This window comes from Pantoea sp. alder81 (assembly GCF_020179835.1).
Taxonomy (GTDB): domain Bacteria; phylum Pseudomonadota; class Gammaproteobacteria; order Enterobacterales; family Enterobacteriaceae; genus Pantoea.
Genome location: NZ_JAIUDA010000001.1, coordinates 700,514 through 714,355, shown reverse-complemented (window position 1 = coordinate 714,355; position 13,842 = coordinate 700,514). Strand labels below are relative to the sequence as shown.

14 protein-coding genes are annotated in these 13,842 nt (G+C 55.4%); 10 read left to right on the top strand and 4 right to left on the bottom strand.

Annotation, left to right across the window (positions count from 1 at the left end; genetic code table 11):
- Window positions 1-49: 49 nt before the first annotated feature.
- The 4 genes from yjfF to ytfQ are packed head-to-tail and all read right to left on the bottom strand — an operon-like array spanning window position 50 to window position 4,575.
- Window positions 50-1,036 carry a galactofuranose ABC transporter, permease protein YjfF gene (gene yjfF / locus LBW88_RS03465; RefSeq protein ID WP_224928738.1) on the bottom strand — a complete coding sequence of 329 codons (987 nt, stop codon included), beginning with the start codon at window positions 1,034-1,036 and terminating at the stop codon, window positions 50-52.
- Window positions 1,033-2,049 carry a galactofuranose ABC transporter, ATP-binding protein YtfT gene (gene ytfT, locus LBW88_RS03460; RefSeq protein WP_224928741.1) on the bottom strand — a complete coding sequence of 339 codons (1,017 nt, stop codon included), beginning with the start codon at window positions 2,047-2,049 and terminating at the stop codon, window positions 1,033-1,035. Before ytfT ends, yjfF begins: the two co-directional genes overlap by 4 nt.
- Entirely contained in the window at window positions 2,042-3,562 is a 1,521-nt protein-coding gene (gene ytfR / locus LBW88_RS03455; RefSeq protein WP_224928746.1) for a galactofuranose ABC transporter, ATP-binding protein YtfR, read from the bottom strand. The genes ytfT and ytfR overlap by 8 nt, the downstream gene beginning before the upstream one ends.
- A 56-nt stretch (window positions 3,563-3,618) precedes the next feature.
- Window positions 3,619-4,575 (bottom strand): galactofuranose ABC transporter, galactofuranose-binding protein YtfQ, encoded by a 957-nt coding sequence (gene ytfQ, locus LBW88_RS03450; protein WP_097119804.1) that lies wholly within the window; start codon window positions 4,573-4,575, stop codon window positions 3,619-3,621.
- Between the two features lie 674 nt (window positions 4,576-5,249).
- Between ytfQ and ydgT the strand changes: the two genes are divergently transcribed.
- The 10 genes from ydgT (at window position 5,250) to LBW88_RS03400 (ending at window position 13,820) form a co-directional block, all read left to right on the top strand.
- The gene (gene ydgT / locus LBW88_RS03445) at window positions 5,250-5,465 is read left to right on the top strand and encodes a transcription modulator YdgT (protein ID WP_038647227.1); all 216 of its coding nucleotides are present in this window, start codon (window positions 5,250-5,252) and stop codon (window positions 5,463-5,465) included.
- Between the two features lie 101 nt (window positions 5,466-5,566).
- Window positions 5,567-6,007: a DUF2569 domain-containing protein gene (locus tag LBW88_RS03440; protein ID WP_224928749.1), complete on the top strand. Its 441-nt coding sequence runs from the start codon at window positions 5,567-5,569 to the stop codon at window positions 6,005-6,007.
- A gap of 123 nt (window positions 6,008-6,130) precedes the next feature.
- Window positions 6,131-6,712 (top strand): electron transport complex subunit RsxA, encoded by a 582-nt coding sequence (gene rsxA, locus LBW88_RS03435; protein WP_084938429.1) that lies wholly within the window; start codon window positions 6,131-6,133, stop codon window positions 6,710-6,712.
- On the top strand, window positions 6,712-7,290 hold the full coding sequence (gene rsxB, locus LBW88_RS03430) for an electron transport complex subunit RsxB (RefSeq protein WP_034827415.1): 579 nt from the start codon (window positions 6,712-6,714) through the stop codon (window positions 7,288-7,290). Before rsxA ends, rsxB begins: the two co-directional genes overlap by 1 nt.
- A complete protein-coding gene (rsxC, locus tag LBW88_RS03425; protein ID WP_224928752.1) occupies window positions 7,283-9,832 on the top strand; it encodes an electron transport complex subunit RsxC in 2,550 nt (849 codons plus the stop codon). The genes rsxB and rsxC overlap by 8 nt, the downstream gene beginning before the upstream one ends.
- On the top strand, window positions 9,833-10,891 hold the full coding sequence (gene rsxD / locus LBW88_RS03420; protein WP_224928755.1) for an electron transport complex subunit RsxD: 1,059 nt from the start codon (window positions 9,833-9,835) through the stop codon (window positions 10,889-10,891). It begins immediately after the preceding gene.
- Between the two features lie 2 nt (window positions 10,892-10,893).
- On the top strand, window positions 10,894-11,526 hold the full coding sequence (rsxG, locus tag LBW88_RS03415; protein WP_224928758.1) for an electron transport complex subunit RsxG: 633 nt from the start codon (window positions 10,894-10,896) through the stop codon (window positions 11,524-11,526).
- Entirely contained in the window at window positions 11,523-12,224 is a 702-nt protein-coding gene (locus LBW88_RS03410; RefSeq protein WP_224928761.1) for an electron transport complex subunit E, read from the top strand. The genes rsxG and LBW88_RS03410 overlap by 4 nt, the downstream gene beginning before the upstream one ends.
- Window positions 12,221-12,856, top strand: a complete 636-nt coding sequence (nth, locus tag LBW88_RS03405) for an endonuclease III (protein WP_224928764.1) — start codon at window positions 12,221-12,223, stop codon at window positions 12,854-12,856. The genes LBW88_RS03410 and nth overlap by 4 nt, the downstream gene beginning before the upstream one ends.
- The gene (locus LBW88_RS03400) at window positions 12,828-13,820 is read left to right on the top strand and encodes a zinc-dependent alcohol dehydrogenase family protein (RefSeq protein ID WP_320442521.1); all 993 of its coding nucleotides are present in this window, start codon (window positions 12,828-12,830) and stop codon (window positions 13,818-13,820) included. Before nth ends, LBW88_RS03400 begins: the two co-directional genes overlap by 29 nt.
- Window positions 13,821-13,842 lie beyond the last annotated feature (22 nt).

The following is a 13,842-nucleotide window of genomic DNA, read 5'->3' as shown; positions in this document are numbered from 1 at the left end:
CAAAAAAGGTGCACAAATTTGCGCACCTCCTAAAACAAGCCACTAACGACTACGAAGTTAAACGCTTAACCGGCGCATTCTTTTGACGATCCCACATCACGGTCAGCAGGCGCTGCAGGGCAATAAATGCAAATAACAGGATGCCGATGGCGATCTTCGTCCACCACGAACTCAGCGTGCCATCGAAGTTAATCCATGTCTGAATCAGCCCCTGGATCAATACACCAAACAACGTGCCGAGTACCGTGCCGACACCACCGGACAGCAAGGTGCCGCCAATCACCACCGAGGCAATCGCGTCCAGTTCCACGCCCAAGCCTGCCAGGGCATAGCCTGCCGAGGTATAAATCGAGAACACAATCCCCGCCAGTGTCGCCAGGGTAGTGGACAGCATATAAATCTTGATGGTGGTGGCGCGAGTTGAAACGCCCATCAACTGCGCCGACGTCAGGCTGCCGCCGATGGCGTACACCTGATTACCAAATCGCGTGCGATGCGCGAGGATGATCCCGCCGATCACCACCACCAGCATAATCACTGCCAGCAAACTAAGACGACCGCCACCGGGAATCTTCCACGCGAGGCTCGACAGCGTGGAATACAGCGGGTGATCGATGGGAATCGAGTTTTCCGACACCAGATAACTACAACCGCGCAGGAAAAACATCCCCGCCAGCGTAATGATAAAGGCCGGGATCTTCAGCGCATCGATTAGCCAGCCCATCATGGCGCCAAACAGTGCCCCCATCGCCAGCACAATCGCGAAGGCAAGGATTGGATCGACGTGATAATCGCCGATGATCTTCGCCAGAAACACACCGCTAAAGGCGATAACGGCTCCCACCGACAGATCGATACCGCCTGACAAAATCACAAACGTCATGCCGACGGCGATGATGCCGAGAAACGCGTTATCGGTCAGGATATTGCAGATCACGCGTGTCGAGGCAAAGCCAGGGAACTGACTCAGGCAGAACAGATAACCGGCGACAAACACCAGCAGCGTAATCATCAATGGCAGATGGCGCTTAATCATTTTGGTCGTCTCCCTTTCAGCATGGCGATAAAGCGCGGCGATTGCAGTAACAGCACACACATCACCACTACCGCTTTCACGACCTGATTCAACTCCGGCGGGAAGCCAGAGAGCAAAATACCGGTATTCATCGACTGGATAATCAGCGCGCCGATTAACGACAGCACCAGATTAAAACGCCCGCCCATCAGCGATGCGCCGCCAATCACCACGGCGAGAATGGCATCCAACTCCAGCCATAAGCCCGCGTTGTTGGCATCGGCGCCACGAATATCCGCGGCCACGATCAGGCCCGCGACAGCCGCGCACACACCGCTGATGGCATAGGTGGACATCACCACTAACCAACCGTTAACACCGGCATTACGGGCAGCGCGCAGGTTAATGCCCACCGCTTCGATAAACAGACCCAGCGCGGTTTTACGCGTCAGCAGCCACACCAACAGCGCCACCAGCAATGTTATCCACACCGGAACCGGCAGCATCCACAACGAGCCACTGCCGAACCAGCCGAGGCTGTCGCTGTTGAAGGTCACAATCTGACCCTGAGTAATCAGCTGCGCGATACCGCGCCCGGCCACCATCAAAATCAACGTGGCCACAAACGGCTGAATCTTCAGGAGGGCGACCAGCACGCCGTTCCACAAGCCACAGGCCAGTCCGGTACCCAATGTGGCAAGGATGATAAAGCTCAGGCTGTGCCCTGCAACGGTCAGGGTGGCCGCTGTTGCGCCCGCAATCGCCATCACCGCGCCTACCGACAAATCAATCCCGCCGGTGGCAATCACCAGCGTCATACCGATGGCCAGCAGCGCAACCGGCGCAGCGCGGTTGAGGATATCAATCGGGCTGCCGAACAGGCGGCCATCCTGGATATGCACGGCAAAAAAATTGTTCGCGACCAGGCTATCCACCAGCAGCACCAAAATCAGCGCGACGATTTGTGGCATGCCAGGCGGCAACTTCGGCTTACGCCGTTCAGGTTTTGGATGTGTCATAGGGGATTCAAGCATGTTGTGCTCCTCCATCGGCGATGGCATTCACGATTGATGCCACCGACAGCTGCTCCAGCGGGATTTCAGCCACCTGCTTCAGATCGCGCATGATCAACACGCGATCGGCATAGCCCACCAGCTCTTCGAGTTCAGAGGAGATAACCAGTAACGCCAGTCCATCGGCGCACAGTGTTTCAATCAAACGAATAATCTCGGCATGTGCACCAACGTCAATGCCACGCGTCGGTTCGTCGAGGATTAAGAATTGCGGTTTAGTCACCAGCCAGCGTGACAGAAGCACCTTTTGCTGATTACCGCCGGAGAGTAGCTCAACCGGCTGATCGGCATGAGGCGTGCGAATCCCCAGGCTTTTGATAAAGCGCTCGGCGATGGCCTGCTGCTCACGACGTTTGATTGGCCTTAGCCAGCCGCGTTGGGCCTGCAGTGCCAGAATAATATTTTCACGCACTGAAGCCGCACCGATAATACCGTCGGTTTTACGATCTTCCGGGCAGAAACCCATGCCCAAATGGGAAGCTTTGGCCGGTGTCCGAATGTGCTGCACTTTGCCTTTAATGGTGGCGGTACCGCGATCCGCACGACGGATGCCAAACAACACTTCGGCGGTTTCGGTGCGGCCCGATCCCAGTAATCCGGCTAAGCCCACCACTTCTCCCGGGCGCACCTCCAGGTCGAACGGTTCGATGGTGCCCTTCTTGCCGTAATCTTTGAATGACACCACTGGTTGATTGCTCTTCAGCGTACTGCCCTGACGCTGCAGGGCGGTCTCCAACAGCTCGCGCCCCAGCATCAGTTTGATCAATTCGATTTGCGGCAGCGATGCCGTATCACGTGTGGCAATAAACTGCCCGTTGCGCAATACGGTGATGCGATCGGTAATGCGGTACACCTGGTCTAAAAAATGTGTGACAAAAATCAGGCTCATCCCTTTGGCTTTCAGCTGCGCCATCAGGGTGAACAACATTTCGACTTCACTGGCATCAAGGCTGGCTGTGGGTTCGTCGAGGATTAACACCTGAGCCGAGAGATCCACGGCGCGGCAAATCGCAATGATCTGCTGCATTGCCACCGAGTAATGGCCCAGGGGACGCGTCACGTCGAGGGCGAAACCGTAGTTGCGCATCAGCGCATCGGCGTCACGCACCATGCGCTTACGATCGATCATGCCAAAGCGGCGTGGCTCGCGGCCAATATAGAGATTGTCTGCCACCGACATATTCGGCAGGAGATTCACTTCCTGATAAACCGTACCGATGCCCATTTGCTGCGCATCGGCAGTATTGTGCGGTGAAATAGCGGTGCCATTCAGGGTGATGGTGCCTGCATCACGGGTGTAAACGCCGGTCAGCACTTTAATTAACGTGGATTTCCCCGCGCCATTTTCGCCCAGCAGCGCCATGATCTCGCCTTTGCGAATGCTGAATGACACATTATCCAGCGCTTTCACGCCGGGGAAACCTTTGCTGATACCGTTGAGAGTCAGGAGTGCGGATGCATCTGCGGTGCTCATCAGGTTCTACCTCGCCTTACGTCATGAAAAACCGCCCCGAAGGGCGGTTGCGGGGATCAGTAACCCATGCCTTTTTTGGTGTCGAGCTGGGCCTGCGCGGAGTCCGGCAGATACAGTTTCGATTCGGTTTTGATGATTTTTGGTGGCATCGTGCCGTCTTTTTTGAATTTCTCCAGCGCATCGAAAGCCGGACCCGCCATGTTTGGCGTCAGCTCTACGTTGGCATTGGCCTCACCCGCCAGCATCGCTTTGTAGATATCCGGAACGCCATCGATAGAACCGGTAAGGATATCTTTGCCCGGCTTCAGACCCGCCTCTTTGATAGCCTGGATGGCACCGATAGCCATATCATCGTTATGCGCATACACCATGCAGATGTTCTTGCCGTTGTTTTCCGCCTTGATAAAGCTCTCCATTACCTCTTTCCCTTTACTACGGGTAAAGTCGCCGGACTGCGAACGGATCACTTTGATGTTGTTGTGGCCCGCGATGGCTTCGGCAAATCCTTTCTTACGATCGATCGCTACGCTGGCACCCACGGTGCCTTGTAACTCAACCACGTTACACTTCTTGTCGCCGACTGTTTTCACCAGCCAGTCACCGATCAACTTGCCTTCCAGCACGTTGTCTGCGGTCACCACCGCCATATACAGCGACTTGTCTTTTACCACGATGGCGCGGTCTAACAGGAACACCGGAATTTTGGCGTCTTTGGCTTCTTCAAGCACCGGTTCCCAACCGGTTTGTACCACCGGGGCGATGAAGATGGCGTCAACGCCCTGTGCGATGAACGAACGCACCGCTTTGATTTGGTTTTCCTGCTTCTGCTGACCATCGGCGATTTTCAACGTGATACCGCGCTTTTGCGCTTCGCTTTTCGCCACGTTGGTTTCCGCTGAACGCCAGCCAGATTCCGAGCCAACCTGTGAGAAGCCCACCGTCATATCAGCGGCAAGTACAGACGTACTCAATGCTGAACTCACCATGGCGGTTAAGAGTAAACGTTTCCACATAATTTCATTCCTCTGAAGGGAGTGTGCTGTAGGGGTACAAAACGCAGATTAAGCCTGGCGCAAAAGCGAGAAAACAAGCGCGACATGCCTCACAAAATAGAATGAATTAAAGGGGTTACGGAATTAACCACTTAAGAAGTCGTACCAGCCATATGGACGATTTGCCTGAAAATTATTTCAGTAGCCGTTAAATAAATGTAATAAACAGAATCGGTTATGTACGTTAACACTGGAAGCGATTACAGACGTTGCGTAAAGAATGGTTATTGACCGCGGACACGAGCAATGATCAGTTTTGTGATTATTCGCACACTATGTGATGGGTGTTTTTAAAGCTTGCACCTGAATTTGCCAAACTGATCTGCATTATTTGCCCCATAAAGCCTTTATAAGCGTAAAAATCAGGGCGCTAAGTTGAAAAAAGAATGACGTCGTTTATTTGCTTTAAGGGTGTGAGCTTTTTTTACATCCTATCGTGCGTCGGGGCTGAAATTGCCCTATTCGCGGTCAGAAATGCGCGTTTAAAACAGTAAAATGAAGAAAAAATGTCTTTTTATGAGCGAATTAGCTCACGTTGTCTGATTTTTGAATTTTTTTAACGCGTGCGTATGGACTCTGACGGCGTGCTCCCTATACTTGGGCACTTCCCAGTTTTCTATTTTTTAATGGCAATCATGACTGCGCTAGATTACCTGTTGAAATTCCGCAAAGTGAATAATCTTGAGAGTCTGGAAAAACTCTACGACCATCTTAATTATTCGCTGACCGATGATAATGACATCATCAATATGTATCGCGCTGCCGATCACCGTCGTGCTGAACTTGTTTCCGGCGGCCGCCTTTTCGATATGGGACGCGTGCCAAAATCTGTCTGGCGCTACGTAATGTAATTGGTTTTCCCCGCCTTTTTCTGCACTATTGCGTTGTCCATGTCGGGCGTGCCCCGTTTGGACATACAACGCCTTCTAAATTTCGTTACAGGATCCGCAAGATGACCGAATCGGTAAACCCGCCGCGTATTGCTGGCTGGCTGTTGTTGCCGCTGGCCTGGTTGATTATGACAATGCTGACCAGTGCGCTCGTCGTGGCCATGTATCTGAGCCCGTTATTTAATACCGAACTGCGCACCACGCTGTTTACTCACGGCGAGTTGTTGATGCAATGGGCGATTTCTCTGCTCACCGCCGCTGTGGTCTGGGTATACAGTATCTGGGTCTGCTGGATTTTCTGTAAACGTTCTCGCCGCTTACCGCGTCATTACATCCTGTGGCTGCTGATGACCGTGCTACTGGCATTGAAAACGTTCGCGTTCAGCCCGGTGGCGGATAGTAAGGCGATTCAAACGCTGCTGTTATCGCTGCTGGCTGCGGCGGTATTTGTGCCCTACTTCAAACGCTCACAGCGTGTGAAAGAGACGTTTATCCAACCATAACGGCGCGAGTTTCGTCAGGAATTTAATTCTGAGTGCTCTCAACACCCACACATTTTGTGTAGAGGTTGAGATGCACGTCTCAATTCCGGATAATAGACGCCTTTCGGCTTCCCAGGTTAAAAAATGACCGACTACTTACTTCTCTTTATTGGCACCGTGCTGGTGAACAACTTCGTATTAGTGAAGTTTCTCGGCCTATGCCCCTTCATGGGCGTGTCAAAAAAATTGGAAACGGCCATTGGCATGGGACTCGCCACCACTTTCGTGATCACCCTCGCGGCGATCTGCGCCTGGCTGGTGAACCATCTGATTCTGGTGCCGCTCGACCTGGTTTACCTGCGCACGCTGGCGTACATCCTGGTGATCGCCGTAGTGGTGCAATTCACCGAAATGGTGGTGCGCAAAACCAGCCCGTCACTCTATCGCTTGCTGGGTATCTTCCTGCCGCTGATTACCACTAACTGCGCAGTGCTGGGTGTGCCGCTACTGAGCGTCAATCTTAACCATACCTTTTTGCAGGCCGCGGTCTATGGCTTCAGTGCCTCGCTCGGCTTCTCTTTGGTGATGGTGCTGTTCGCCGGTATGCGTGAACGCCTGGTGTTAGCCAACGTCCCTGCGCCATTCAAGGGCAACTCAATTGCATTAGTGACCGCAGGCTTGATGGCGCTGGCCTTTATGGGCTTTACCGGGCTGGTGAAATTCTAATGACCGCGATTTGGATTGCTATTGTGGCGATTGCTGCGCTGGGCCTGGTCTTTGGCGCCCTGCTCGGCTACGCCTCGCGCCGATTCGAGGTGGAAGAAGATCCGATCGTTGAACAGATCGACAGTATTCTGCCGCAGAGTCAGTGCGGACAGTGTGGTTATCCCGGCTGCCGTCCGTATGCGGATGCCGTGGGTAATAACGGTGAAGCCATTAATAAATGCGCCCCCGGTGGCGAGCAAACCATGCTCAAGCTGGCCGCACTGCTGAACGTTGAACCGCAACCGCTGGATGGTGGTGAGGAAGTGCAGGAACCGATCCGCACCGTGGCATGGATTGATGAAGCCAACTGCATCGGCTGCACCAAATGCATCCAGGCTTGCCCGGTGGATGCGATTGTGGGCGCCACACGCGCCATGCATACCGTGCTGAGCGATGTCTGTACTGGCTGCGATTTGTGTGTTGCTCCCTGTCCGACCGACTGTATTGAAATGCGTCCGGTTGCCACCACAACGGCCAACTGGAAATGGGATCTCGAAACCATTCCTGTACGGGTGATCCCGGTAGAAACTCATGCTTAATCTGCTAAAACTGTTCCGCAAAGAAAAACTGTGGGATTTTCAGGGCGGTATTCATCCGCCGGAAATGAAAACCCAGTCAAACGGCACGCCACTAAGCCAGTTGCCGCTGCCTGAACAATTCATCATTCCGTTAAAACAGCATATCGGCCATGAAGGCGAGATTTGCGTGTCGCCTGGCGATCACGTTCTGCGTGGTCAGCCGCTGACTTTTGGTAGCGGACGCATGCTGCCGGTTCACGCGCCGACTTCCGGTACCATCGAAGCGATTGCGCCACATATGACAGCGCACCCTTCGGGTCTTTCCGAACTGTGTATTTTCCTGCGCGCCGATGGTGAAGATCGCTGGACCACGCTCGATCCGCAACCTGACTTCCGTGCGTTGCCACGTGAAGATGTCGTGAAACGTATTCATGAAGCAGGCGTCGCCGGTTTAGGTGGTGCGGGCTTCCCCACCGCCACCAAGCTGCGTGGCGGATTGCGCGGGGTCAAAACCCTGATTATCAACGCCGCCGAATGCGAGCCTTACATCACTGCCGATGATCGTCTGATGCAGGACTGCGCGGCGGAAGTGCTGGAAGGATGTCGCATCCTTGCCTGGGTATTGCAGGCAGAACGAGTGATGATTGGCATCGAAGATAATAAACCCGAGGCGATTGCAGCGCTAAAGCAGGCTTTGGGCGGTGACCGCGAGTTGCAACTGCGCGTTATCCCAACCAAGTACCCATCGGGTGGCGCCAAACAACTGACTAAGATTCTTACCGGCGTTGAAGTGCCGCACGGCGGTCGTTCCACCGATATCGGCGTGCTGATGCAAAACGTCGGTACGGCTTGGGCGGTCAAGCGCGCCATTATCGATGGCGAGCCGATTACCGAACGTGTCGTCACGCTGACAGGCGAAGCCATTGCGCAGCCGCGTAACGTTTGGGGACGTCTGGGCACGCCGGTGAGCCATCTGTTGCACCATGTTGATTTCACACCGGGCTCGCGTCAGATGGTGATCATGGGCGGTCCGCTGATGGGCTTTACGCTGCCATCACTGAACGTGCCGCTGGTTAAAATCTCCAACTGCATTCTGGCGCCGTCAGCCAGTGAGATGGGCAATAACGAAGAAGAGCAGTCTTGTATTCGTTGCAGTGCCTGTGCAGATGCCTGCCCGGCGAAGCTGCTGCCTCAGCAGCTATTCTGGTACAGCCAGGGCGGCGACCATGAGAAAGCGCGTGCCCATAATATTGATGACTGCATTGAGTGCGGTGCCTGTGCGTACGTCTGCCCGAGTAATATTCCGCTGGTGCAATATTATCGCCAGGAGAAGGCCGAATTACGTGCTATCGATCTCGAAGCGAAGCGCACCGCCGAAGCGAAGGCGCGCTTTGAAGCGCGTCAGGCGCGTTTAGAACGTGAAAAGCTGGCGCGTGAAGCGCGTCATGAAGAAGCCAAACAGCGTGTGGCGCGTAGCGATCAGGGTGAACGTGACGCGGCGATTGCTCGCGTGAAGTCGCGTGCCGCCAAAACACCAGAGCAGGAAACCGCCGAACGCGAAGCCCGTCATGCGCAGGCGTTAGCTCAGCAGGCGGAAAAACAGTCTGAAACGCAGGCGCTGAGCCGCCAGTCTGGCGATCCCCGTAAAGCCGCGGTTGAAGCGGCAATTGCGCGTGCTAAGGCGAAGAAGTCTGGTGTCGCTGAGCAACCAGTAAACGACGTTGCTGAAACATCTGTTGCTGAGGCCGATCCGCGTAAAGCGGCGGTTGAAGCCGCTATTGCGCGTGCCAAAGCGAAGAAAGCGGCGGCTGCGGCTGGCGAACAAGCGCCTGAGCCTGCTGATGCAGCTCCGGCTGCTGAAGTCGATCCGCGTAAAGCGGCGGTTGAAGCCGCCATTGCGCGCGCCAAGGCGAAGAAAGCTGCGGCGGCTGCTGGCGAACAAGTTTCTGAGCCTGCTGATGCAGCTCCTGCTGTTGAAGTCGATCCGCGTAAAGCGGCGATTGAAGCCGCCATTGCGCGCGCCAAGGCGAAGAAAGCTGCGGCTGCGGCTGGCGAACAAGTTTCTGAGCCTGCGGATGCAGCTCCTGCTGCTGAAGTCGATCCGCGTAAAGCAGCGGTTGAAGCCGCTATTGCGCGTGCTAAAGCGAAGAAAGCTGCGGCTGCGGCTGGTGAACAAGCATCTGAACCCGCTGATGCAGCCCCGGCCGCTGAAGTCGATCCGCGTAAAGCGGCGGTTGAAGCCGCTATTGCGCGTGCTAAAGCGAAGAAAGCTGCGGCTGCGGCTGGTGAACAAGCATCTGAACCCGCGAATGCAGCTCCGGCCGCTGAAGTCGATCCGCGTAAAGCAGCAGTTGAAGCCGCCATTGCCCGCGCTAAAGCGAAGAAGGCAGCGGCGGCTGAACAAGCATCGGTACCCACTGAAACCGCACCTGAATCATCTTCTGAAGTGGAGGCTGCTGCCTCTCCTGACTCCGCCGACCCACGTAAAGCGGCAATTGCTGCCGCGGTCGCCCGTGCCAAAGCGCGTAAAGCGCAGCAGCAGCCTTCGACGACTGAGGAATAAATGGCTTTTCGTATCGCAAGTTCTCCTTATACCCACAACCGCCGCAGCACCGGCAACATCATGCTGCTGGTGGTGCTGGCTGCCCTGCCGGGCATGGTTGCGCAGTGGTATTTCTTTGGCGTGGGTTTTCTGATTCAGGTATTACTGGCCACCGCCACCGCGTGGATCACTGAAGGCGCCATTTTGCGTCTGCGCAAGACACCGGTGGTTCCGACACTGTCGGATAACTCTGCCCTGCTCACCGCACTGCTGCTCGGTATCAGTCTGCCGCCGCTGGCGCCCTGGTGGCTGGTGGTCATCGGCACCGTGTTTGCCATTGTTATCGCAAAACAACTCTATGGCGGCCTGGGTCAAAACCCGTTTAACCCGGCCATGGTGGGTTATGTGGTCTTACTGATCTCTTTCCCGGTGCAGATGACCAGCTGGTTACCACCAGACTCCTTACAGGCGATCAAACCTGGTTTGCTCGATTCTCTGAGCATGGTTTTCACCAATCACACAATGGCCGGTGAGACCATGCAGCAACTCCAGCTCGGAGTGGATGGCGTGAGTCAGGCCACCCCACTGGATACCTTTAAAACCGGCTTACGTGCCGGGCACAGTGCAGAGCAGTTGCTGGCTGAGCCGATTTATACCGGCGTGCTGGCCGGATTAGGCTGGCAGTGGATCAACCTTGGCTATCTGCTGGGTGGGATGCTGCTGCTGGCGAAGAATGCCATTCGCTGGCACATCCCCGTCAGTTTCCTGGTGTCGCTGGCCTTCTGCGCAACCCTTGGCTGGTTGTTCTCACCGGAATCACTGAACTCGCCGCTGATTCATTTGTTCTCTGGCGCAACCATGCTCGGCGCGTTCTTTATCGCCACCGACCCGGTCACCGCTTCGACGACTAACCGTGGTCGCCTGGTTTATGGTGCATTGATTGGCTTGCTGGTGTGGCTGATTCGAAGTTTTGGGGGTTATCCGGACGGTGTGGCCTTCGCGGTTCTGTTGGCGAACATCTGCGTGCCGCTGATTGATTACTACACCCAGCCGCGCGTTTACGGCCATCGCAAGGATTAATGATGTTCGATGCTATTCGTAAAAATGCCGTGACGCTGGCGGCGTTTGCAGTGATCACCACCGGCGTCACGGCCGTGGTGAACTATGTCACCAAGCCCACGGTGGAACATCAGACGGCGCTGCAGCAAAAGAACCTGCTCGATCAGGTGGTGCCCACCGAGATGTATGACAATCACATTCAGCAAGAGTGTTTCCTGGTGACGGATGCAGCGGCATTAGGCAATAACCAGCCGCATCATCTCTATCTGGCACGTAAAGGTGACAAGCCTGTCGCCGCAGCGCTTGAGACCACCGCGCCAGACGGCTATTCTGGTGCGATTCAGATGTTGGTTGGTGCCGATTTCCAGGGCAAAGTACTGGGCGTGCGCGTAGTGGAACACCATGAAACGCCAGGGCTGGGCGACAAGATCGAACTGCGTATTTCTAACTGGATCAACAGCTTTAACGGCAAAGTCGTGCACGGTGCCGATGACAAGAACTTTGCGGTGAAAAAAGACGGTGGTGAATTTGATCAATTTACCGGCGCCACCATTACCCCGCGCGCGGTGGTCAATGCCACTAAACGTGCCGCCTTACTGATTGAAACGTTGCCAGCGAAGCTCTCTTCGCTGCCAGAATGTGGAGATGCACCATGAGTGAAGCGAAAAACCTGCTGGTTGGCGGCCTGTGGAAAAACAACTCCGCCTTAGTGCAGCTGCTCGGCTTGTGCCCGCTGCTGGCCGTGACCTCAACCGCCACTAACGCCCTCGGTCTTGGCCTGGCCACCACGCTGGTGTTGACCATCACTAACAGCGCCATTTCGGCGTCGCGTCGTTGGGTGCCGGCGGAAATCCGTATCCCTATTTATGTGATGATCATCGCCTCGGTGGTGAGCTGTGTACAGATGCTGATTAATGCTTACGCTTACGGCCTGTATCAATCACTGGGTATCTTCATCCCCCTGATCGTGACCAACTGTATCGTTGTGGGCCGTGCGGAAGCGGTAGCGTCGAAAAGCAGCATTCCGCTCTCCGCGCTGGATGGATTTGCCATTGGTATGGGCGCGACCTGCGCGATGGTGACCTTAGGTTCAATTCGTGAATTGATTGGTAGCGGCACGCTGTTTAACGGTGCTGACCAACTGCTGGGCCCCTGGGCTAAAGCGCTGCGTATTGAAGTGTTCCATTTCGATTCACCGATGTTGCTGGCCATGCTGCCGCCAGGTGCGTTTATCGGTTTGGGTATGTTGCTGGCGGGTAAATATCTGATCGATCAGAAAATGAAGCAACGCGCCGCCTTGCGTGCCTCTGAACCTGAAGCTGCCCCGCAGGGTGAAACCGGGAAAGCAGTGTGAACAAGGATAAGCGACTGGAAATTCTCACGCGTCTGCGTGATGACAACCCGCATCCCACTACGGAACTGAACTTTAGCTCACCCTTTGAACTGCTGATTGCGGTTCTGCTCTCCGCACAATCGACGGATGTCAGCGTCAACAAGGCCACCGCTAAGCTCTATCCGGTGGCCAATACCCCTGCCGCGATTCTGGCGTTAGGCGTGGATGGCGTGAAGGAGTACATCAAGACCATCGGCCTGTTTAACAGCAAGGCAGAGAATGTGATCAAAACCTGCCGCATGCTTATCGAGCAGCATGGCGGTGAAGTCCCCGAAGATCGGGCAGCACTAGAAGCCCTGCCCGGTGTCGGACGCAAGACCGCCAACGTAGTGTTGAATACCGCCTTTGGCTGGCCGACCATTGCGGTGGATACGCATATCTTCCGCGTCAGCAATCGCACCCGCTTCGCGCCCGGCAAAAATGTTGAAGAAGTCGAAGATAAGCTGATTAAAGTGGTGCCTTCCGCCTTTAAAGTCGATTGCCACCATTGGTTGATCTTGCACGGCCGCTATACCTGCGTAGCACGTAAACCGCGCTGTGGCTCCTGCCTGATTGAAGATCTGTGTGAGTTCGACGCCAAAACCGAAGTCTGAGTCCATGCCGATAGCCGGTCGCAATCTCGCGCTCTTGTATCGGCAGTTTGGCGATCCTGTAGATGTGCTGACGCTGGAATCCTCCTCTTTAAACCCACGTCCCGCTGACATGCTGCGTGTGCAAATGCACTATGCGCCGATTAACGCGTCTGACCTGATCCCGATTACCGGTGCTTATCGTCATCGTGTGGCACCTCCGCAGATAGCCGGCTACGAAGGTGTGGGCACCGTGATCGCCGCACCTCCCTCTTTACAGCATCGGGTAGGCCAACGCGTCTTGCCGCTGCGTGGCGTGGGCTGCTGGCAACGTTATGTTGATATCGATCCACAACTCGCCGTTCCGGTTCCGGACGATATCGTGAGTACGCTGGCCGCACGCGCTTATATCAACCCGCTGGCCGCCTGGCTGATGCTGCAGCAATGGCCGGTCAGCGGTAAAAACGTACTCATCACTGCCGGTGGATCCGCGTGCGCGCTTTTGCTGGCCCAGTGGGCCCACCTGCACGGTGCACAACGTGTGGTGGTGGTGTATCGGTCGTCAGCGCATGCAGAGCGGTTGCAAGCTCTGGGCCTGACGGCATTGCAGGACACCGAATGGGAAGCGATGGGTGCAGTAAGTGCGCAAACAGACATCGTGTTTGATGCGGTGGGAGGCGAAACGGGACAATACATCTGGCAGGCGCTGCCTGAGCACGCGCACTTTGTGGCTTATGGCGTCCTAAGCGGCACGCCGGTGCGCGTTAACGCCGCTCGTCCGGCACTGCGCTGGTTTCATGTACGGCACACTTTGGGCGATATTGACGCGGCACAGTGGCAACAGCTTTTCTCAGAAGTCTGGCCGCTGCTGCGTGACAGCGAGTGTGGTGAGGTCGACATTTTCCCATTGAGCGAGTGGCGCGCGGCTATCGAAAGTTATCACCAGTCGGGTCGTGCGCGTAAACCCCTGCTATGTCTGGACAAGTGAAGAGAGGCAAAGCAGCCTCTCT

Bases quoted from the DNA above. Each gene is read 5' to 3' on its own strand.
- ytfR (WP_224928746.1), bottom strand. From the start codon at position 3,562: ATGAGCACCGCAGATGCATCCGCACTCCTGACTCTCAACGGTATCAGC.
- LBW88_RS03440 (WP_224928749.1), top strand. From the start codon at position 5,567: ATGACCGAATCGGTAAACCCGCCGCGTATTGCTGGCTGGCTGTTGTTG.
- yjfF (WP_224928738.1), bottom strand. From the start codon at position 1,036: ATGATTAAGCGCCATCTGCCATTGATGATTACGCTGCTGGTGTTTGTC.
- rsxB (WP_034827415.1), top strand. From the start codon at position 6,712: ATGACCGCGATTTGGATTGCTATTGTGGCGATTGCTGCGCTGGGCCTG.
- rsxC (WP_224928752.1), top strand. From the start codon at position 7,283: ATGCTTAATCTGCTAAAACTGTTCCGCAAAGAAAAACTGTGGGATTTT.
- ydgT (WP_038647227.1), top strand. From the start codon at position 5,250: ATGACTGCGCTAGATTACCTGTTGAAATTCCGCAAAGTGAATAATCTT.
- ytfT (WP_224928741.1), bottom strand. From the start codon at position 2,049: ATGCTTGAATCCCCTATGACACATCCAAAACCTGAACGGCGTAAGCCG.
- rsxA (WP_084938429.1), top strand. From the start codon at position 6,131: ATGACCGACTACTTACTTCTCTTTATTGGCACCGTGCTGGTGAACAAC.
- rsxG (WP_224928758.1), top strand. From the start codon at position 10,894: ATGTTCGATGCTATTCGTAAAAATGCCGTGACGCTGGCGGCGTTTGCA.
- LBW88_RS03410 (WP_224928761.1), top strand. From the start codon at position 11,523: ATGAGTGAAGCGAAAAACCTGCTGGTTGGCGGCCTGTGGAAAAACAAC.
- ytfQ (WP_097119804.1), bottom strand. From the start codon at position 4,575: ATGTGGAAACGTTTACTCTTAACCGCCATGGTGAGTTCAGCATTGAGT.
- rsxD (WP_224928755.1), top strand. From the start codon at position 9,833: ATGGCTTTTCGTATCGCAAGTTCTCCTTATACCCACAACCGCCGCAGC.